Source organism: Rathayibacter agropyri (genome assembly GCF_013249015.1).
GTDB lineage: Bacteria > Actinomycetota > Actinomycetes > Actinomycetales > Microbacteriaceae > Rathayibacter > Rathayibacter agropyri.
Map to the genome: position 1 here is coordinate 711,479 of NZ_JABRPL010000001.1, position 20,840 is coordinate 732,318.

Here is a 20,840-nt window from a genome sequence, read left to right on the forward strand (position 1 = left end):
GCGCCGCCTGCGGTGAGCCTCCCCGAAGTGTGACTGAGAGGTGGTCGCGCTCTCGTCCCGACATGGAGTTCGAGCGAGAGGCACGGCCGTGTCAGCCCGCCCAGCAGCGTCACCGAGCGTGAATTGACGCGGACGTCCTGCCTACGACGTTCCTCACGTAACGCTTGTACGCACCGGGCGCCGCACGGCCAAGGGCTTGCCGTCGCCGTCGTAGGCTTGCCCGGTGAAAACGACCGCGCTCGAGCGCTTCCAGGCCCTGCTGCGGGTCAATACGGTCTCGCACACGGACGAAACGGCGACCGACTGGAGCCGCTTCCGCGCGTTCCGGGATCTCGTGGCCGAGCTCTACCCCGCCCTGCACGCCGCCCTCGAGTTCGAGACCGTCGCCGGGCACTCCCTCCTCTGGCGCTGGCGCGGCCAGGAGCCGGGCGAGCCCGCCGTGCTGATGGCGCACTACGACGTGGTCAGCGTCACCGCGTCGGAGTGGTCACACCCTCCCTTCGCGGCCGAGACCGTCGTCAGCGCCGACGGCCGCACCTCCGTGGTGGCGCGCGGTGCACTGGACGACAAAGGCTCCCTCGTGGCGCTCCTCGAGGCGGTCGAGGCGGCGGTTCTGCGCGGCGAGCGTCCGCGCCACGACGTCTACCTCCTGTCCACGCACAACGAGGAGACCGCCGGCGATGGGGCGCCTGCCGTCGTGGCACTCCTCGCCGCTCGCGACGTCCGCCCGCGCTTCGTGCTCGATGAGGGCGGCAGCGTGCGGCACGGGATGCTGCCCGGCGTCTCGACTCCGATCGCGGTGATCGGTGTGACGGAGCGCGGGATCATGAATCTCGAGCTGACCTGCCGCGCTGTCGGCGGACATGCCTCCGCGCCGCCCCCGCCTCCCGGGCTCCTCGCCACTCAGCGACTCGCGCGCGCGATCCACCGGCTGAGTGAGAATCCGTTCCCCTCTACTCTGCCGGAGCCGATCGCCGAGTTGGTGCGCGCTGCGTCCGCGTACGCCGACCCCGCCCACGCGGTCTGGTATTCCCGCCCGCACGAGCATCCGGAGGCCGTCATCGGCGCCCTCGCGGCGCACTCCCACCGTGCGGCGGCGATGCTGCGCACGACGGTCGCGATCACCGAGCTGCGTGGGAGCACCGGGGCGAACGTTCTCGCCTCCCGCGCCAGTGCCACCGCGAACGTGCGGATCAACCCGGGCGGGACCGTCGCGGGAGTGGTCGAGCGTATCCGGGCGGTCATCGATGATCCCGAGGTCGAGGTGACCGTCAAGGTCGCGCAGGAGCCTTCCCCCGTCTCCTCCACCGGCACGCCCGGCGACGGCGGGCCGTACGACGTCCTGCACGACGTGGTGCAGGAGTCGTTCCCGGACGCGATCGTTGCCCCTTACGTGCAGACCGGCGGCAGCGACGCCCGCCACTTCCACGCCATCAGCGACAACGTCTACCGCTTTATCCCCTTCGAGATCAGTCCGCGGCACCAACTCGGGGTCCACGGGGTCGACGAGTCGGTCGAGGTCGACCAGTTCGAGCGGGCTATCGACTTCTACGCGCGGCTGCTCGGCCGGCTCTGAGGCCGTCGGCCGTTCGCCCAGGCTGCGGCCGTGCCCATATCTTGCCCGCGCCCTCAACCTGGGAGAAGCGTTCAATGACGCGCCAGTCGGTGTTGGCCGCACGTTCATCCCGCGATGATGGACTGGTCACAGCGGGGCCGCCTCCGCTGACACAGTTCGCAAGTACCGAAGCCGGGTCGCGTGACCCGGCCCCGCCGATCGTGGAACCCGAGGATCATGTCCCTCCGCCAGGCCGAATACCCCCGGCCCCACCACTTCATCCTTCACCTCAGCGACACCCACTTCATCGCGGGTGACGGCGGTCTCTACGGCTCGGACGTCGACAGCGAGGCCCAGTTGCGCCTGCTGTTTGACGAGGTCGAGGAGTCCGGCGGCCGTCCGGAGGCGATCGTCATCACGGGTGACCTCGCCGACAAGGGCGCGCCGGAGGCGTACGCCAAGCTCCGCGCGATCGTCGAGCCCGCGGCCGAGCGTCTCGGCGCCGAGGTGATCTGGGTGATGGGCAATCACGACGACCGCGGGGCCTTCCGCGCGGGCCTGCTCGACCAGCTGCCCACCTCCCAGCCCATCGATCGAGTGCACGACGTGAACGGCCTGCGGATCATCGCGCTCGACTCCACGGTGCCGGGCGCCCACCACGGCGAAATCTCGGGCGCCCAGCTCGACTGGCTTGCGGAGGAGCTCTCGAGCCCGGCGCCGCACGGCACGATCCTGGCCCTGCACCACCCGCCGGTCCCCAGCGTGCTCGACCTCTCGGTGCTCGTGGAGCTGCGCGACCAGCCCGCGCTGGCCGAGGTGCTCGAGGGATCGGACGTCCGCAGCATCATCGCCGGTCATCTGCACTACTCGTCTACCGCGATGTTCGCGGGCATCCCGGTATCCGTCGCCTCCGCCACGTGCTACACGCAGGATCTGAACGTGGCGGTGGGCGGGACGCGAGCCCGCAACGGCGCCCAGGCGTTCAACCTGATCCACGTCTACGACGGCACGGTGCTGCACTCGGTCGTACCGATCGGCGCCTCCACGGAGGTCTCGTACGTGTCGGCCGTCGAGACGCAGCGCATCCTCGCGGATCACGGCGTCGAGATTGCGGCGGCGAGCGCGGCTCCCCTCGAGCAGGCCGAGGCGCTCTACCCGCCGCTCGTCGAGCGCACGGCCGTTAGCGCGTAGCAGCGCTCGGTCGGTCGGCGCGCGCTCTCCGGGCGCCCCCGCCTCGCGAGATCCGTGCGATCTGCAGGAGTCTGTGCGATGTGCAGGGCCTGGTGCGATGTGCAGGACCTAGTGCGATGTGCAGGTGACCTCGCGCTGAGAGCGTTCTCTTCCGCGTCACTCCCCCAGCCGGGGCGAGAACTCCTGCACACCGCACAGACTCCTGCACATCGCACAAACTCCTGCACACCGCACAGACTCCTGCACACCGCACAGACTCCTGCACACCGCACGAAGGCCTGCACACCGCACCGGAGCCTGCAGATGGTGCGGGAGCCGGCTCAGTCCGGGCGCTCCCAGGGCGCCGGGATCGGGTAGTACTCCTCGAGGAAGCCGATGACCGCCTTGGTGCGTGCCTCCGCCGAAATCTCGGGGAAGCTGCCGTCGTTGAGACAGAAGAAATCGACACCGCGGTTCTTGAGAAGCTTGCGCATGTCCTTCAGACCCTGGTGCATCGTCGTGTCGACGTACTTCACGGCTGCGTTCTCCTGCACGACTGCACGGCCGGTCATCAGCGCGTAGTAGTGGTACAGCGAGTTGGTGACGGAGACGTCGCTCGCCGAGCGGAAGCGGCTCGCGGCCGTGGCGGTGAACTCGGGCTCGAACTCCGCCTCGAGTTCGGCCATCACGCTTTTGCGCAGCGGAGTGGCCGCGTGCTCCAGGTGCCTCGTCGTCATCGCCCCGAAGCGCTCGCGCAGCAAGCGGCGGTTGACCCGGGCGGCGTTCTCGAAGCCGCTGCGGGAGGCGTTGGAGTCGCCCATCCCGATGCGCGTGGTCGCCTCGATGAACTTGGTTATGCCTCCGGGCGAGAAGAAGATCGACGGGTCGACGGGGCGCCCGAAGAACATGTCGTCGTTGGAGTAGAGGAAGTGCTCGGCCAGCCCCGGGATGCGGTGCAACTGGCTCTCGACCGCGTGCGAGTTGTGGGTGGGCAGAACCGAAAGATCGCGGAAGTGGTCCTCGCTGCGCACCAGCGTCACGTCAGGGTGCTCGTCGAGCCAGCGCGGGCGCGGGGAATCGGTGACGATGTAGATGCGGCGGATCCACGGGGCATACATGTAGACGCTGCGCAGGGCGTACTTCAACTCGTCGATCTGGCGAAAGCGCGCCGGGGCGTCGTCGCCCTCGCCGACGACGTAGCTGGCCATCCGTGCGGCCCGAGCTCGCTGGAATTCGAGGTCGGTGCCGTCGACCCAGGAGAAGACGATGTCAATATCGAAGCGGATGTCGCTCACCAACGGCTCGAACATTCCCTCGAACGTCGGCCAGGTGCGACCGTACGCCTCAACGTGGGCATCGATCGCCTCGGCGACGGGGAGGCTGTTGCGCATCAGGGCATTCTCGGCGGGAGTGATGATCTCCTCCTCGCCCACCTTCCACAGCTCGAGCCGGACGCCGCTGCGGGCGCCGTAGCGGAGGGAGCCGGTCGAGGACACCCGCGGGCGGAAGAGCTTGAATACCGAGGCACGCGGATACGGGGCGAGCACGCCCTCCGCCAGCAACTGCGCCGGCGTGCCCCGCTTGTCGATTGTCTTCGCGTAGAAGGGCTCGGTCGCGAAGGCGCGGGCGAGCAGGGTCGCGAGCTCGGCGCCAAGGGCACGGTCGACCGCGAGGAAGGGCGAGCCGTTGGTGCCGCGAATCAACCGGTACGGGAATTCGGCTGCATCCAGCACCTCACCGAGGGTGATCAGGTCTTCGGTCCAGGCCGCGCGCGGGGTCGTACTCGAGTTCACCAGCGAGAACAGACCGGCGTGCACCACGACGTCGTCGCGGTCGAAGTGACGCGGGCGCAGGAGTGGTGACTGCAGAGCACGGACAGAAGGCATGATTGACATTATCCGCCGTGCGTTTCGTCTCTGTGACCGGTCGGTCAGCTTGACAGCGACTCCAGACGCGCTAGTGCCTTCCGTGCGGACGTCGCCGCTCTCTCGGCTCGATGCGACTCCTCAGCGAACATCGCTCCGAGCGCAAAGGCACCGTCGCCGCTGCGGTCACCCTCGTGCAGGATCAGCTCGCGTACGGCGAGCGCGTCGCGCTCCTCCCCCAGCGCATCGGCCAGCGCCTCGCCCGCCTTCGCCAGCGAGCGACGACGCGCTCCGACAGTCGCAGGCACCACCGCTCGCCAGGCCTCGACCGTGTAACGGAGGCGCTTTGCCGCCTTCCGCAGGTCGTGCCGTGCCTCGAGGGAGCCGCCCTTCGCGGCCGCGCGGGCGGCGGCGATCCGCGTGAGGTCCTTCTTGACGGAGCGGCGGACCACTCTCCTGGCGCTCGACGCGGCCGTCGCCGTGCGTGGCGACTCGGCGAGCAGCGCGTCGAGCGAGGCGAGCAGCGCTAGGTAGCGTTCGCCGCGCAGGGTATGGGCGACATGGTCCAGCGCCGCGGCGTGCCTCCGCTCGATCGCGTCGAGGAGGGCGGACGGGAGGCTCGGAGCGCCATCGATGGGCGTGCGCAGCCGGACGCCGAGCACCTCCTGGTCGCGGGCGGAGCCGAGGACGCCGCCCAGCCAGCCCAACTCGGCGCGCAGCGGATCGGTCGCCGCCCGGTCGAGCACGGAGCGGGATGCGGCGAGGACGCAGCGCAGGCGCCGGGTCAGCACACGCATCCGATGCAGAGCGCCGTCGGCTCCCAGGCGGACACTCGGATCGACAGCGCGGAGTTCGCCCAGGAGGGAGCGAACCGCGGCGAGCGCCGCTTCCCCGCCGTCGCGCGGCTCCGGAACCGAATCATCAATCGGGCCGCCGGTGGCTCGCGCGAGCTTCGAGGCACTGGCGGCGGAGCGGGCGCCTCCCGCAAAGAGGCGTTGCTCGATTGCGTCGAGCACGGCCTCGCCCTCCTCGCCCGCGGTCTCGACCAGCTCGACCTCCCACTCGCGCCAGCGGCGCTCGCGGCCAGTGCGCTCATCGTGGGCAACCACGAGGTCGTCGGCGATCTCGGCCAGCTGTCGGCCGTCGGCGTCACAAGCCCGAGTGATGGAGCGAACCGTTTCGAGCCGCGCGAGTGGCTCCAACGGCGCGTGGCCGACGTGGCCGAGGACGGCATCGCGAACGGCGAAGGGTACGGTCCGTGTCTCGGTCAGTGGCACATGGATCTCGGTCCGGCCGACCGCGCCGGGCAGCTTCACATGCCAGCCCTGGTCCGCACCGCCCTCGCGCCTCCTTAGCGTTATCCGAGCCCGCGACAGTGCGCGGTCGGCGGTGTCGAAGTACTCGGCACGGAGGGCCACCGGCTTCTCAGCGCGGATCGCGGCGACGGGACCGGCGCCGGTGAGATCCGGCAGGTGTGTCTCGGCGTCCACGTCGTACGTGCGCTCGATCTCGGTCTGCACTCTGCGCCCACCGTCCGTCGTGAACGTCGCCGACTCGTTCTGCGCACCACTGCCCATGCTCCATTGTGGCCGCTTGCCGCCGCGGGCGGGCACCCGGCGCCCGAGAGCGCGCCTCACCCTAGGGTGGAGGGATGACCGCGCCCGTTGCCCCAATCGCCCGCCGTGTCCCCCTCGAACGCCGCCATCACGGCGATCTGTTCGTGGACGAGTACGAGTGGCTGCGGCAGAAAGAGGACCCGAACGTCATCGCGCACCTCGAGGCGGAAAACGCCTACACCGAGGCGGCACTCGCTCCGCTGGCGCCGCTGCGCGCGACGCTCTTCGACGAGATCCGCTCGCGGACCAAGGAGACCGACCTGTCGGTGCCCGTGCGCGAGGGTGGCTGGTGGTACTTCTCGCGCTCGTACGAGGGACGCCAGTACGCGGTGCACTGCCGGGCGCCCATCATCGGACCGGACGACTGGACTCCGCCCTCGATTGCCGAGGGCGGCCCGCTCGACGGCGAGCAGGTCGTGCTCGATGGGAACGTGGAGGCGGACGGTCACGACTTCTTCGCGCTCGGCAGCTTCGACGTGTCGGCCGACGGGCGCTACCTGCTCTTCGGCACCGATGTCGAGGGCGACGAGCGCTACACCCTGCGCATCCGCGATCTCGCCACCGGCGAGGACCTCCCCGATGTCATTGAGGGCACGGGCAGCGGAGCGACCTTCGGCGCCGACGCGCGCTTCGTCTTTTACCCGACCGTCGATGAGTCGTGGCGTCCCGACACGATCTGGCGCCACGCGGTCGGCACCGAGTCCTCCGAGGATGAGGTCGTGTTCGCCGAGCCCGACGAGCGCTACTGGATCGGCGTGGGACTCACCCGCAGCCGGCGCTTTCTCGTCATCGAGATCGGCAGCAAGATCACCAGCGAGTGCCTGCTGCTGGACGCGGCCGACCCGACCGGTGACTTCCGCTCTGTGTGGCCGCGGCGCGAGGGAGTGGAGTACGAGGTGGAGCACGCCGTCCTCGACGGGCGCGAGCGCTTCCTGATCGTGCACAATGACGGCGCTCTCGATTTCGAGATCGTCGAGGAGCCCGCCGATCTCGCCCTCGACGCCGATGCCCGCGCGCGGGAGCGCCGCGTGGTCGTCGCGCACCGGGAGGGTCGCCGGATCGAGGGCGTGGATGCCTTCGCCGGGCACGTGGTCGTCTCGTACCGTTCCGACGGAGCGACCCGCCTCGGGCTCCTCCGCGAGGAGGGCGGCGACGCCCGCCTCGAGGAGATCGTCTTCGAGGAGCCGCTGTACGACGCCGGTCTCGCCGGCAACCCGGAGTGGGAGCAGACGTCGCTCCGCGTCGCGTACACGTCGTTCGTCACGCCGTCGACCGTGCTCGCGCTCGATATCGCGACGGGCGAGCGAACGGTCCTCAAGCAGCAGCCGGTCCTGGGCGACTACGATCCCGCGCGCTACGTGCAGCGGCGCGAATGGGCCGTGGCCGAGGATGGCACGCGGATCCCGCTCTCGCTGGTGTGGCGCAGCGACGCGGCCGACCCCGATGCGGCGCCCGCTCCCCTCCTGCTCTACGGCTATGGCTCGTATGAGGCGAGCATCGATCCCGGTTTCTCGATTTCGCGCCTCTCGTTGCTCGACCGCGGGGTCGTCTTCGCCATCGCGCATGTGCGCGGCGGCGGCGAAATGGGGCGCTCCTGGTACGAGAACGGGAAGACGCTCACCAAGCGCACCACCTTCACCGACTTCGTCTCGGCAGCACAGCACCTCGTCGAGGCGGGTTTCACCACTCGGGAGCGGCTGGTGGCCCAGGGTGGTTCCGCCGGCGGTCTGCTGATGGGCGCGGTCGCGAACCTCGCCCCGGAGTCGTTCGCCGGCATCCTCGCGCAGGTCCCGTTCGTCGATGCGCTCACCTCGATCCTCGACCCGTCGCTGCCGCTGACGGTGATCGAGTGGGACGAGTGGGGCGACCCCCTGCACGACGCCGAGGTGTACGCCTACATGAAGTCGTACTCGCCGTACGAGAACGTGCGCGAGGGTGTGCAGTATCCGCGGATCCTGGCGACAACGAGCCTGAATGACACGCGCGTGCTCTATGTCGAGCCGGCCAAGTGGGTCGCCCGGCTGCGCGAGATCGGCGCTCCGGCTCTCCTTCGCACCGAGATGTCTGCGGGCCACGGCGGTGTGAGCGGGCGCTACGAGCGCTGGCGCGAGACGGCCTTCGAGTACGCGTGGATCCTCGACGTGCTCGGGCTCGACTGAGTCGCACCGGTCCGCGCGCGGAAGGGGCGGTGGCTCCCCAGTCGGAACCACCGCCCTGTCCTCGTGCCGCAGCTACTTTCCGGAGCCGGCGTAGGCGACCCGGTAGCTCTGCCGGGTGCCGTCGGCGGCCGTGGCCGTCACTCGGAAGGATCCGCCGGGCACCGTCGAGAGATGGGTGTCCACGGTGACCTTCTTCGTCTGCCCCTCGGCTAGCGAGGTCATGCGCAGTGCGCCGAACGGCGTCGCGAGGCGCAGCGTGACCGCAGTGCTGCCCTTGTTGACCGCCGTGGCCGTGAGCACGACCTTTCCGTTGCGCGTCACGCTCGAGATCGAGACGTCGACGTCCACGACGCGGGCCGGTGCGACGACCGTGATCGCGGGCAACGACTGCCGGAGACCGCCCACCGCCGCGGTGATCGAGACGGTTCCCGTCTCAGGGCCGACCGTGGCCGCAGGCAGGGACGCGGTGCCATCGGCTCCGGTCCTCACCCGTGCCACGGTGCTGCCGTCGGCGAAGCGGGCGGGCCCGTCCAGCGTGAAATCGACATCAGCGCCTGCTACCGGTGTTCCTGCCGCGGTGGCCGCTCGCACGCCGACACCGGTGATCGTCGCTCCGGTCTCGACCGTCTGGGCCGACCCGGTCGGCGTCAGCAACACGACCGCGGCCGGATCAGTGAACATCGCGGCATTCAGGGGCGTGACCGTCAGGCTCTCCAGACGTGCTGTCCCTCCGGACGAGAGGAGCGAGATCCCCGTACTCCCGGCGTCGGGGAAGATCTGATCAGTGATGGTCGCGACTCCGCCCTGCGCGAAGGTCTCGACCGAGGCGGTGTCGACGTACAGCTCCAGGTGCAGTCGGCCGTCCTTGAGCGCGACCGGGGCCGTCTCGACCGACGGGAAGTCGGCGTCGAAGCCGACCGCGCCTGAGCGGGTGCGGTCAAGGCTCAACGTCCCGGAGGCGACGTCGTAGGTGATCGGGGTGCGCTGGCTGCCGTCGGCGGAATTGCGGACAGAGAGGCCGAACGAGTCGGCGTCGCCCGGGCTGAAGGTGGCATCGACCTTGTAGACGCTGCCCTCGGCGGCCGCGGGGAGAGCGGTCTCGCCCTCAGCGATATCGCTCTGGCCGAGCGTGACGACGTCCTCGGTCCGTTCGAGGCCGGCCGTCTGATCGACGACCTTCTGCACGAGCGTCGGCGCTCCATCGATGCTCTGCAGTGTCAGCTCACGAGGCAGGGCCATCGCTCCGCGCCACTGCCCGGTCGGGATCTCCTCTCCGTACTGCCAGTTGTTCATCCACGCGATCATGATCCGCTTGTCCTCGGGCGCGTTGTCGAAGGTGACTCCGGCGTAGTAGTCGCGGCCCCAGTCGAGCCAGTCGTAGCCGACGAGGCGACTCGGTGCGGGCTGGTCGGCGAGCATGAACTGGTCGGCGAGGATGTGCCCCCAGCCGAAGCGATTGTTGTCAACAATCTGCAGGTGGGCGGTGCTGCCGACGAGATCCCGCAGGTCCCAGGAGGTCCAGTCGAGGCTTTCGCTGTCCCCTCCCGTCGCCGTGCGCACGACCTTCCCGTCGACGACGAGGTTCACGCTGGTCTCCGCAGAGCGCACCTGCGCCGGGCTGTCCGCGAGCACGACGTGGTCGAGCGTCAGATGACCCCAGCCTCCCGTCGCACTGTCCTCAACGACGAGAGTCGCGGTCTTGCCCTGGTAGCCCGAGACGTCCCAGCTCTTCCAGTTCAGCGCGCCGTCATTCGTCCCCGCGGCCGAGGCGACCGTCTCGCCATCCACGACCAGTCGGACCTCGAGGGTCTGCCCGGATGCCGTATCGCGGTGACCGCCGCCGACGAGCATGCTGAGGTGGCTCTTATCGAGCGTGAACTCCGGTGAGGTCATCGTCCCGAGATTGTCGTCGCCCCGGGGTCCGCCGTCGAAGGTATTGATGCGCTTCTGGCCGAGGAAGAATTCGCCACCGCTGGTGGAGGGATTCGTACCGTTGACGAAGTCGCCCGTGACGCTCCAGCCTCTGTCCGCGAGGCTCTGGCCGTCGGGGAACTCGAAGCCGTCGAAGAGCAGCTCGCTCCCGGCCGGCGGATCGTTGGTGATCTGGGTGCCCTCGATATGCGGATGATGTCCGCCGCCGACGAGGAAGTTCAGGTACTCATCCGTCACCGTAAAGTCGGGCGACTGCACCGTGCCGACGGGATAGTCGCCATCGGTGAAGCTGTTCACCAGGCCTGCTCCCGAGAAACCGGTCACGGGCTGCTGCCCGTCGATGGCTCCGCTGGCGGGCGCGGTGGCGAAGGGTCCGTTCTTCCCGTTCCCCGGTTCGTTGGCGACCGTCCAGCCGTTGTAGCTGCCGTCGTCAAAGCCTGCGAGAACGGTGCCCTCGGGGAGGGTGTCCGAGCCGACCGTCGACTCGGAGGTGAACGTGGTGCCGTCGAAGTCGCCGACGAAGTACTGACCACCTGATCCGCCGCCCACGGCACCCGGATTGAGGTTGACCACCATGACCCACTTCACGTTCGACGGATCTCCGTCGACCGCGAGCGGGAACAGATCGGGGCACTCCCAGATGCCGCCGGTCGCATTCGCCGGGCCGAAGGTACTCAGGAGCGTCCAGTCCTTCAGATCAGACGATTTGTAGAGCAGCACCTGATGATCGGCCGCCTCCACGGTGGCGACCACCCAGTAGGACGTCTCCGGCGTTCCGCCGTCGTACCAGAACATGTGAGGATCGCGGAAGTTATTCGAGTCCCGGTCGATAACGGGGTTGCCCTCGTACTTCGTCCACGTCTGGCCTGCGTCAATGCTGTAGGCAAGAGCCTGCGCCTGCTCCCCTGTGCGGTAGGCAGCGGTATACATCGCGACGAGCGGCGGATTCTCGGCGGTGCCGAAGCCAGAGGTGTTGGCGTGATCGACGACGATCGAGCCGGAGAAGATGTCCGACTCCGCGTCGCCGGGGATCGCGAGCGGCTGCTCGCTCCAGTGCAGCAGATCGGTGCTGGTCGCATGGCCCCAGCTCATGTTGCCCCACCGGGTGCCGGAAGGATTGTACTGGTAATAGAGGTGGTAAACGCCTTCGTAATAGACGAGGCCATTAGGGTCATTCATCCAGTTTTGGGTCGGCGAATAGTGAAGTGCCGGACGATAGCTCTGGGCGGCGGGATCCGTAGGAGCCGCTGAGGCGGCCGGGACGCTGAGCGTTCCGCCGACAAGGCACAGAGCGGCGGTGACGGCGAGGAGACTGCCGCGACGCCGCGCCGGCCGACAATTGACAGGAAAAAGCATAAAAAGACGCCCTTCATTGCACGTGTCACACGGTGACAACGTTGTCACCGTGATGGGCAACCTAGAGATTGTCCTTCGGACACTTCAAGGCGCTGACGGAATTCGACGGGAGCTTGGCGCACATCACCTGAGCCGTAGATCAGGAGCGCTTCGAAGCCTCGCTCACTCGCTGACAGGCACCTCCGCGGACCCCCGCGCAATGAGGGCCGTCGGAATGACAAAGGTTCGAGCGGGCTGGTCCTCACCGTCGAGCCGGGCGAAGACCCGCTCGGCCGCCGTGCGCCCGATCAGCGACGGATTCTGGGCAATGACGGAAATCGCAGGGCGCAGCAACTCCGCCAGCGGGATGTCGTCGAAGCCGATCAGCGCGACGCGCCCGTGCTGCTGCCGGCGGCGCAGAGCCGCAAGCACGCCAATGGTGATGAGGTTCTGGCCACCGATGATCGCGGTCGGCGGCGTGCCGAGCTCGAGGAGCCCGCTCGCCACCTCCTCGGCGACCTGCTCATCGTGAGCGCCACCGCGCACGTAACCGGGTAGGACCGGCAGACCGAGCCGCCCCATCTCCTCCACGAAGCCACGCTCCCGCTCGCGGGCTGTGAAGATCTCAGGCCGGTCACCGATAAAGGCAATGCGCCGGTGCCCGAAAGAAGCGAGGTGACCTACGGCGCGCGCGATCCCCGCGGCATTATCCGTGATCACCGCGTCGGCCATAATCCCGACAGGGACACGGTCGATGAACACCGCAGGCGTGCCGCGGTCGACCTCAAGACCGAGATACGCCTGGCTCGGGGCCACCGTGGTGAGGATCAGACCATCAACACGGCGAGAGACGAACGCGTTCACCGAAGACCGCTCCCGCGCCGGGTCGTCATCAAGGCTCGAAGCGAAGACCGCGACGCCACGCTCATTCGCGACGTCCTCGACAGCCCGGTGCAGCGCGCCGGAGAAGGGATTCGCGACGCTGCCCACGAGGAGGCCAAGGGTGCTCGTGCGGCCGTTGGAGCGGCGCAAATTGCCCGCGTGCAGGTCGGGCTGGTACCGCAACTGGTGCGCAGCGGCCTGCACTCGTTCGATCGTCGCGGCTGAGACATGTGGCTCGCCGTTGATGACGCGCGAGACCGTCTTTATCCCGACTCCGGCGAGCGCTGCCACGTGCTTCATCGTCGGCCGACGTCCGGGGGCCGACTCTCCTCGAGGTCCTGACAACGGTGTCACGTTATGGCTCTCTTTCTTGGCGATCGCTTGACCTTAGCGCTCTCAAAGGACTAGACCTGGCGATGACATCGTTGTCGGGAGGTCTCTCCCGCCCTAGGAACAGGATTTTCAATGACGAATCGATCCCCCCGCCTTACCCGTGTTCTCGGGCTCGGCTCGGTCGCGGTCCTCGCCGCACTGGGCATGACCGCGTGCTCCGCATCCGGCACCTCCGGCTCACCCGCCGGAAGCAGCGATGGCGTTGGCGTCACGCTCATCGTGAAGACGACCTCGAATCCGTTCTTCGTCGCTATGGAAGACGGCGCCAAGGAGGCCGCGACATCGGCCGGGGTCACCCTCACTCTCGCCGCGGGCAAAGAAGACGGTGACGAAGACACTCAGATCCAGGCCATCGAGAACGCGATCTCGAAGGGTGATAAGGGCATCCTGATCACGCCGAACGGCCCGTCAGTCGTCGATGCCATTCAGAAGGCCCGGGATGCCGGCCTCTATGTGATCGCCCTCGACACCGCACCCGATCCCGCCGACGCCGTCGACATCACCTTCGCCACCGACAACTTCACCGCGGGAGAATCCATCGGTCAGTGGACCGCCGCGCAGCTCGGCGGCAAGAAGGCGACCATTGCGATGCTCGACCTTTTCGACGACAAGGTGGTCTCGGTCGACTACAACCGCGACCAGGGCTTCTTGACCGGCATGGGCATCGACGTCGCGAACAAAGAGGCCAACGGCGATGAGGCGAAGACCGGCACCTACAGCGGAGGCGACTACGAGATCGTCGGCAATGAGGCGACCCAGGGTGCCGAAGACGGTGGCCGAACCGCGATGGAGACGCTGCTGTCCAAGAACTCCGCCATCAACGTCGTCTACACGATCAACGAGCCCGCCGCGTACGGCGCGTACCAGGCCCTCCAGGCCGCGGGTAAGGAAAAGGATGTGCTCCTTGTCTCGATCGACGGCGGCTGCGCCGGCGTGAAGAACGTGAAGGAGGGGATCATCGGCGCCACGGCGCAGCAGTACCCCGTGAAGATGGCGCAGCTGGGCGTCGAGGCTATCGCACAGCTCGCCAATGACGGCACCAAGCCGAGCACCAGTGCGGGCCTGGACTTCTTTGACACCGGATCGGCGCTCGTCACCGACACCCCGGTCGCGAGCCTGGACAGCATCACCTCCGATGACGCCAGCGGGATCTGCTGGGGCAAGTAGCCCACTCGGGCGCGGCGTCTCGCAGCCCCGCCCGCTCCTCACCGTCCCAGCGACCCCAGAAAGGCCATCGTGGCTCAGAAAACAACCGACCCCAATCCACCGACCTCCGCACTCGATCTCGCTAGCGAGTTCCTCGACCGCCGCACGCCGCTCGACCGAGTCCGTGGCGTCCTGCACCGTTACCCCGCTGTCAGCCCGGCAGTCGTCCTCGTCCTGGCGATCATCGTCTTCGGCCTGCTCAACGACCGCTTCCTCGCCCCGGCGAATCTCTCGCTCATCACCCAGCAGGTCGCGGTCGTGGGCACCCTCGCCGTGGCGCAGACGCTGATCATCCTGACCGCCGGCATCGACCTCTCCGTCGGCGCCGTCATGGTCCTGACCTCGATGGTCATCGCGCAGACCGCGACGCAGAACGGCCTCCCGGCTCTCGTTGCCCTGCTCCTTGGTCTGATCGTCGGCCTCGCCGCCGGCGCCTTCAACGGACTGCTGGTCACGCGGCTGCGGCTCCCCCCGTTCATCGTCACGCTCGGCACCCTGAACATCTTCGTGGCGCTGACACTGCTCTACTCCAGCGGATCGACGGTCCGCGGCACGGATATGCCCGCCCTGCTTCCCTCCACGGGCGGCACGTTCGACATCCTCGGCGTCCGCATCAGCTACGGCGTCCTGCTGATGCTCGTGCTGTACGTCATCGTTGCGTTCATCCTCGGCAAGACCGCGTGGGGTCGCCACGTCTATGCGGTCGGCGACGACAAGGAGGCGGCCCGCCTCGCCGGTATCAGTGTCAACCGAGTCCTGATGAGCGTCTACCTCGCCGCCGGCGCGATCCTCGCCATCGGGGCCTGGATCCAGATCGGCCGGACGAACGCAGCGAGCCCGAACGCCGGAACCGACCTGAACCTCGACTCGATCACCGCCGTCGTGATCGGCGGCACCAGCCTCTTCGGCGGCCGGGGCACCGTCTGGGGAACCCTCCTCGGCGCTCTCATCGTCGGTGTCTTCCGCAACGGGCTCTCGCTCGCCGGGCTCGACGTCCTCTACCAGACCCTCGCGGTGGGCGTCCTCATCATCGTCGCCGTCTCCATCGACCAGTGGATCCGAAAGGTTCGCAAGTGACCCTCATCGACTCAGCGGGATCCGCTCCCGCCGCCGTGCGCACACCCGTTCTCCAGGCCAAGCGCCTCGTCAAGACCTTCGGCCGCGTCGTGGGACTGGACGGGGTGAGCCTCGAGCTCTTCCCCGGCGAGGTCCTGGCCATCATCGGCGACAACGGCGCGGGCAAGTCCACGCTGATCAAGTGCCTCACCGGCGCCGAGATCCCCGACGAGGGCGAACTCTTCCTCGACGGGCAACCCGTGTCGTTCAAGCGCCCGCAGGATGCGCGCGGAGCCGGGATCGAGACCGTCTACCAAAACCTGGCGGTGTCGCCCGCGCTGGACGTGGCCTCGAACCTCTACCTCGGGCGGGAGAGGCGCAAGAAGGGCATCCTCGGCAGCGTGTTCCGGATGCTGGACACGGCAGGCATGCGCAAGGAGGCGCGCGCCGAACTGACCGAGCTGGGCATCTCGACGCTCCAGGACGTGACAGTCCCGGTCGAGAACCTCTCCGGCGGCCAGCGCCAGGCGGTCGCGGTCGCTCGGGCCGCCGCCTTCGGCTCGAAAGTCGTCGTGCTCGACGAGCCGACTGCGGCTCTCGGCGTACGCGAGTCGAACCAGGTGCTCCAGCTGGTGCGCAACCTCCGCGACCGCGGCATCCCGGTCATCCTGATCAGCCACAACATGCCGCAGGTCTTCGATGTGGCCGACCGGATTCACATTCAGCGCCTCGGGAAAAAGGCGGCGACCATCACGCCGCAGTCGCACTCGATGACGGACGCCGTCGCGATCATGACGGGAGCGGCAACCGCGTGAGCGCAGCGTCTGGACCTCGAGTGCTGTACGCGGAGTTCACGGCGAAGCCCGGCAGCGAGGACCGCGTGGCGACGATGATCGCCGACCTCGCCGACCTCGTCCGGGACGAGCCCGGGAACGTGGAGTTCGTTCCCTACCGCCGCGCGGACGATCCGGCCCGCTTCGTCGTCTACGAGGTGTACCGAGACGAGGACGCGTTCCAGGCACACATCTCAGCCGACTATGGAGCAGTCTTCAACGAGGAACTCGCACCCCTCATCCTCGAGCCGCACTCGCAGCTGACCTGGCTGCGCGCGGTCTGAGCATCTACGTGCCCCGCCCGCCCGCGGAGTGGACGGGGCACGTTCGGCTGTGCCCCGACGAGCGGCGCCCGCCGCAAGCCCTCTCCGCTGGTCGTTCGCGACGCGTAGGGTTCGGGATGCCGACGGAGGGAAGAGCATGAGCGCAGGCCTATCGATCGACCGGATCGCCGCATGGGTGGCTGATCAGAGATGGTACGCGAGCAAGGGGCGGCGGCCCGAACTCGAGATCCGCGGATCGTGGACCCTGCCCTCCGACGACGGCGAGGTCGTGGATTACCTCGTCCTCGACCGGGCAGGCACAAGCCCCGTGCTCTACCAGGTGCCCGTGACTGTGCACGCCGCAGCGGTCACCGGTCTCGAGGACGCGCTGATCTCTTCCGACGGGGAGCGATGGATCTACGACGCGCCGCGTAACCCCTTCTTTGGTCGGGCCCTGCTCGGAATGATCGCTGACGGCGCTCGCTCTGACACGGACGGCGCAGAGCACGGAGCCCGCGCCGAGGGCCACCGGCAGCCGGGAGCGACGATCGGAACGTTCGCCTCGTCGGCGGTGCTCAGCGGCGAGCAGTCGAACACCTCTGTCATCGTGCGGACCACGGCGCCGGATGGCACGGACGCCACCCCCGTGATCGTGAAAATCTTCCGTGCGCTGCACCACGGCGCCAACCCCGATGTCACAGTCCAGTCCGCCTTGAATGCCGCCGGCAGCACTCTCGTGCCGCCCGTGATCGGCACCGTGACGGGCGAATGGGATGACGAGGGCGAGGAAGGGGGCCGCGCCTGTGGCCACCTCGCCTTCGCCCAGGAGTTCCTCCCGGGCGTGCAGGACGCCTGGCGGGTCGCGCTGGAGGCTGTCGCCGCCGACTCCGATTTCACCGGCCCCGCTCGTGAACTAGGGCGAGCCACCGCCGAGGTTCACGCGACGCTCGCCGAGGTCATGCCGACCGAGGACACCACCCCCGAGATCATTGACCGCATGGTCGCGACGATGCGGCGGCGGCTGCAGATCGCCTCGTCCGAGGTTCCGGTCGTGGCGGAGGATGCGGACGCAATCGACGCGGTGTTTCGAGCGGCCGAGAACGCGCCGTGGCCACGGCTGCAACACATCCACGGCGACTACCACCTCGGCCAGGTCCTCTGGGTACCCGATCGCGGCTGGGTTCTGCTGGACTTCGAGGGTGAGCCGCTGCGGCCGATGCACGAGCGACGCCTGCCCGACGTGGCACTGCGTGACGTGGCCGGGATGCTCCGCTCGTTCGACTACGCGGCCGGAGCGCACGAGCAGACCGAGCCCGGCTCATCGCGGGCAGCGTGGGCGGCGGCCAGCCGTGCTGCCTTCCTCGAGGGGTACGCGGCGCACGCGGGCGACGCGGTCACCGCGCACCGCGCCGTCCTTGACGCGTTCGAGCTCGACAAGGCGATCTACGAAGCCCTTTACGAGGCGCGAAATCGGCCCGAGTGGCTGTCGATCCCGGTCACCGCGGTGCAGCGCCTGGTCGGACGCTCGTAGGGTGGCAGGCATGAGCGACGACACCGCGGACAAGAAGCCCCTCGATCCCCTGAGCGATTTCAGCATCCCCGGGGACACCGACCTGCACGTGACCGGCGACGCCTCGGGCGCCGACGGCGAGCAGGTCGCAGAGCCCGACACGGACGAGGACGACACCGACCGGAGCTGACGGGGCACGAGCGTCGGAGCGCTCCGTCAGCCGAGAGGGGACAGCGGGCTGACCGCCGGGCCCTCGAGCACAGCCCCGTCCGCGGCGAAGCGCGAACCGTGGAGCGGGCAGTCCCAGCTGCGCTCCGAGTCATTCCACGTGACGATGCCGCCGAGATGCGAGCAGACCGCCGAGACCGCGCACCGGCGGCCATCGACCGTCGAGATCGCCACCGGCTGCACTCCGTCGCGCGCGAGCGAGCCCTGACCCTCCCTTGGGATGATGCCCGCCGATCGCGGCGCCCGCAGCGCATTGAACCAGCCGCGCGCGTACCAGGCACCTACCGCCGCTCCCGCGCCGAGTCCGTCCACCACCACCCGGGGCAGCGTCGGCCGCCGATGCAGCGTCTTCGCCCAGGCGGGAGTCTCGCCCTTCAGGTCGGCGACCAGGGTCAGCGCGGCCTGCACCGCATTCGTCATGCCCCACTTGTCGTAGCCGGTCGCGAGGAAGATTCGTCCGCGCCCGCGGGGCAGCCAGCCAACGAACGGCACGCGGTGAAACGGCTCGTAGTCCTGCGCGCTCCACTGCGCGACTGGCTCCGCCCCGGGGAACGAGCGCCGGGTCCAGGCGATCAGGTCGTCGACCGCCTCCGAGGTGGCGGAACGGCGCCCTACCGTGTGGCCGTTGCCGCCGATCAGGAGAAGACGCTCGCCGTCACGCTCGACGTCGCGCACCGAGCGCGAGGGCTCATCGACCGAGAGGTACATGCCGTCGGGGAGCGGTGCGCTGGTGCGGAACGCGACAGCGTAGGAGCGCAGCGCCACCACCTTGGCGAAGTAGAGACCGCGGTCGAGGATCGGCGTGCCCGTGAGCACGTAGGCACGCTCCCCCGTCACCGTGCCTGCGCTCGTCCGCACCCGCACCGGCGCCGTTGCGCGCATCCCGAGCGCCCGGACGCCCTGCACGAGAGTGCCGCCCGCCGCGCGGAAGTCGGCGGCGAGCGCCGTGAGTGCGTCCATCGGATCGAACTGCGCCTGGTCGTCCAGGGCGACGGCCGCAGTGCTGGGGAACGGGACGTCGAGCGTGCCGACGAGGCGGGTCGCGAGGCCGAAGCGGCGTGCCGTCGCGTGCTCCTTCAGCACGGCGTCCACTCCGTCCGGAGTCTGTGCGTAGCTGTAGGTGGTGCGCCGCTGCACCGGGACGCCTGCGGTCTCGAGGTAGTCGACCAGCCAGCGGAAACCGGCGAGATTCGCAGCGACGTAGGCCTGTGTGACGGCGGGGATGTTGCGGGCCGCGATCATCGAGAGGTGCGAGCCCTGCAGCAGGCTGAGCTTCGCGGTGGTGTTTCCGGTGGTCACGGCGCCGACCTCCCTCGCCTCGAGCACGAGGACTTGTCGCCCGGAGCGCTGGAGGAGGAGGGCCGTGGTCAGCCCCGAGAGGCCGGCGCCGACGATCACGTCGTCGTAGTGCGCCTCCGGCTCGAACTCGTCGCTGGGGACGCGCGCGGCACCCGCCCGCCAGAGCGAGAGGGGCGGCGGCGCGGACGGCGCGGTCGTGGTCGCTGCGTCTGGAGTCATCGGGGGTCCCTCCGCTCAAGGCCGGGCGGCCTGAGGGCGACGCTACGCGGAGGGCTCGGGGTCGTCAGGGTGTTGACAGCTCGCGCCCCAGCGCGTCAGAGACCAGCGCGTCAGAGACCAACGCGTTACAGCCAGCGCGTCACAGCCAGCCCCAGCGCGTGAAGAGCCGGTGCAGCACGACGCTCGAGATGACCATCGCAACCAGTGATGCCGGGTAGCCCCACGAGACGTGCAACTCCGGCATTTCATCGAAGTTCATACCGTAGATGCTCGAGATCATCGTCGGCGCGAAGAAGATGGCCGCCCAGGCCGAAATGCGCTTGACCTCGTCGTTTTGCTGGTTGCCCACCTCCGCCAGCTTCTTCATGTCCTCGTTTTGGCGCTGGGCGACGAGGGTGGCATTCACGGCCAGTATTTCGCGCAGCGTGGTCCTGAAGCCCTCGACGCGCTCGGTAACCACGGCGACGTGGTCGGCGACGTCGCGGATGTAGCGGCGCAGCTCCACATCCGACTGGAAGACCTCGAAATCGGTGACCAGCCGGGCGAGCATCCCGGTCAACGGTGCGACCGCGCGCTGGAAGTCGAGCACCTCCTGGCTCAGCTCGTAGATGCGACGGGACACCGCCGGGTCGCCCTCGAAGACCTGCGCTTCGATCTCGTCGATGTCGTTCTCGAGACCGGCCACGACCGGCGAGTACTGATCGACCACGGCGTCGAGGATCGCGTAGAGCACCGCGACGGGGCCGATGCGCAGCATCTCCGGGTCGGCCTCCATTCGGCGGCGCACCAGCGAAAGATCCGGCTTCTCGGAGTGGCGGACGGTCACCACGAAGTTCGCACCGACGAACAGGTGCAGCTCGCCAAAGTCGACCTCCTCGCGCTGGTCGGAGTAGCTGGCGGCGCGGAGCACGACGAACATGTCACTGCCGTAGCGCTCGAGCTTGGGCCGCTGGTGCGCGCTGATCGCGTCCTCCAGGGCAAGCGGATGCATCGAGAACTCGTCCTCGAGCGCGGCAAGTTCGGCGGCGTTTGGGCGGTAGAGGCCGATCCACGCCATCGCATCGGGCAGCTTCTGCAGCGCGGCGAGCGCCTCCGGGATGCTGCCCGGCGAGACCACGCGGCGGCCATCCTGGTAGATCGCGTTGTCGACCGTGCTGGTGCGGGCCGGTTCTTCCTCGGTGACAAGGCGCTGGATCGGCGCGGTGTCCTCGGCAGCGGCGCGTGTGCGCGAGCCGAGGCCGAGGATCGTCGCGGGGACGCGGGGCAGCTTCACGGTCGTCTCCTCTGCTCGATCGACGCCCTATTGTGCACCAGCGGGT

General features: G+C 68.7%; 15 protein-coding genes. 9 read left to right on the forward strand and 6 right to left on the reverse strand.

The annotated features are described in order from the left end of the window. Nucleotides 1-223: 223 nt before the first annotated feature. Nucleotides 224-1,576, forward strand: coding sequence for a M20/M25/M40 family metallo-hydrolase (locus tag HRF29_RS03340; RefSeq protein ID WP_173244576.1), 1,353 nt, complete (start codon nucleotides 224-226; stop codon nucleotides 1,574-1,576). Between the two features lie 216 nt (nucleotides 1,577-1,792). Further along, nucleotides 1,793-2,746 carry a phosphodiesterase gene (locus HRF29_RS03345; RefSeq protein ID WP_187698102.1) on the forward strand — a complete coding sequence of 318 codons (954 nt, stop codon included), beginning with the start codon at nucleotides 1,793-1,795 and terminating at the stop codon, nucleotides 2,744-2,746. 320 nt (nucleotides 2,747-3,066) lie between these two features. Here HRF29_RS03345 and HRF29_RS03350 read toward each other — a convergent pair whose 3' ends face one another. Both HRF29_RS03350 and HRF29_RS03355 read right to left on the reverse strand, forming a co-directional pair. Beyond that, nucleotides 3,067-4,611, reverse strand: a complete 1,545-nt coding sequence (locus tag HRF29_RS03350; RefSeq protein WP_173244579.1) for a stealth family protein — start codon at nucleotides 4,609-4,611, stop codon at nucleotides 3,067-3,069. A gap of 44 nt (nucleotides 4,612-4,655) precedes the next feature. After that, nucleotides 4,656-6,167, reverse strand: coding sequence for a CYTH and CHAD domain-containing protein (locus HRF29_RS03355; protein WP_222929578.1), 1,512 nt, complete (start codon nucleotides 6,165-6,167; stop codon nucleotides 4,656-4,658). 74 nt (nucleotides 6,168-6,241) lie between these two features. Between HRF29_RS03355 and HRF29_RS03360 the strand changes: the two genes are divergently transcribed. Continuing rightward, nucleotides 6,242-8,365, forward strand: a complete 2,124-nt coding sequence (locus HRF29_RS03360) for a S9 family peptidase (RefSeq protein ID WP_173244585.1) — start codon at nucleotides 6,242-6,244, stop codon at nucleotides 8,363-8,365. A gap of 72 nt (nucleotides 8,366-8,437) precedes the next feature. Here the strand turns inward: HRF29_RS03360 and HRF29_RS03365 are convergent, their stop codons facing one another. Together HRF29_RS03365 and HRF29_RS03370 are read right to left on the reverse strand one after the other, a co-directional pair. Further along, on the reverse strand, nucleotides 8,438-11,653 hold the full coding sequence (locus HRF29_RS03365) for a GH32 C-terminal domain-containing protein (RefSeq protein WP_173244588.1): 3,216 nt from the start codon (nucleotides 11,651-11,653) through the stop codon (nucleotides 8,438-8,440). 162 nt (nucleotides 11,654-11,815) lie between these two features. Beyond that, a complete protein-coding gene (locus HRF29_RS03370) occupies nucleotides 11,816-12,814 on the reverse strand; it encodes a LacI family DNA-binding transcriptional regulator (protein WP_173244591.1) in 999 nt (332 codons plus the stop codon). A 165-nt stretch (nucleotides 12,815-12,979) separates the two neighbouring features. On the opposite strand from HRF29_RS03370, the gene HRF29_RS03375 reads away from it, so the two are divergent. The 6 genes from HRF29_RS03375 to HRF29_RS03400 all read left to right on the forward strand — a co-directional run bounded on the left by HRF29_RS03375 (nucleotide 12,980) and on the right by HRF29_RS03400 (nucleotide 17,965). Then, a complete protein-coding gene (locus HRF29_RS03375; RefSeq protein ID WP_173244594.1) occupies nucleotides 12,980-14,074 on the forward strand; it encodes a substrate-binding domain-containing protein in 1,095 nt (364 codons plus the stop codon). 69 nt (nucleotides 14,075-14,143) lie between these two features. Continuing rightward, entirely contained in the window at nucleotides 14,144-15,190 is a 1,047-nt protein-coding gene (locus HRF29_RS03380) for an ABC transporter permease (RefSeq protein WP_104264456.1), read from the forward strand. Beyond that, on the forward strand, nucleotides 15,187-15,984 hold the full coding sequence (locus tag HRF29_RS03385) for an ATP-binding cassette domain-containing protein (protein ID WP_104264455.1): 798 nt from the start codon (nucleotides 15,187-15,189) through the stop codon (nucleotides 15,982-15,984). The genes HRF29_RS03380 and HRF29_RS03385 overlap by 4 nt, the downstream gene beginning before the upstream one ends. Then, nucleotides 15,981-16,286: an antibiotic biosynthesis monooxygenase gene (locus tag HRF29_RS03390; RefSeq protein WP_173244598.1), complete on the forward strand. Its 306-nt coding sequence runs from the start codon at nucleotides 15,981-15,983 to the stop codon at nucleotides 16,284-16,286. Before HRF29_RS03385 ends, HRF29_RS03390 begins: the two co-directional genes overlap by 4 nt. Nucleotides 16,287-16,422: 136 nt before the next feature. Continuing rightward, nucleotides 16,423-17,796 (forward strand): maltokinase N-terminal cap-like domain-containing protein, encoded by a 1,374-nt coding sequence (locus HRF29_RS03395; RefSeq protein ID WP_173244602.1) that lies wholly within the window; start codon nucleotides 16,423-16,425, stop codon nucleotides 17,794-17,796. Nucleotides 17,797-17,806: 10 nt separating this feature from the next. Then, entirely contained in the window at nucleotides 17,807-17,965 is a 159-nt protein-coding gene (locus HRF29_RS03400) for a hypothetical protein (protein ID WP_173244605.1), read from the forward strand. A gap of 26 nt (nucleotides 17,966-17,991) precedes the next feature. Here the strand turns inward: HRF29_RS03400 and HRF29_RS03405 are convergent, their stop codons facing one another. Both HRF29_RS03405 and HRF29_RS03410 read right to left on the reverse strand, forming a co-directional pair. Continuing rightward, complete coding sequence (locus tag HRF29_RS03405; RefSeq protein WP_173244608.1) at nucleotides 17,992-19,521, reverse strand: FAD-dependent oxidoreductase; 1,530 nt, start codon at nucleotides 19,519-19,521, stop codon at nucleotides 17,992-17,994. A gap of 139 nt (nucleotides 19,522-19,660) precedes the next feature. Continuing rightward, a complete protein-coding gene (locus HRF29_RS03410; RefSeq protein WP_173244611.1) occupies nucleotides 19,661-20,794 on the reverse strand; it encodes a magnesium and cobalt transport protein CorA in 1,134 nt (377 codons plus the stop codon). Nucleotides 20,795-20,840: the final 46 nt, after the last annotated feature.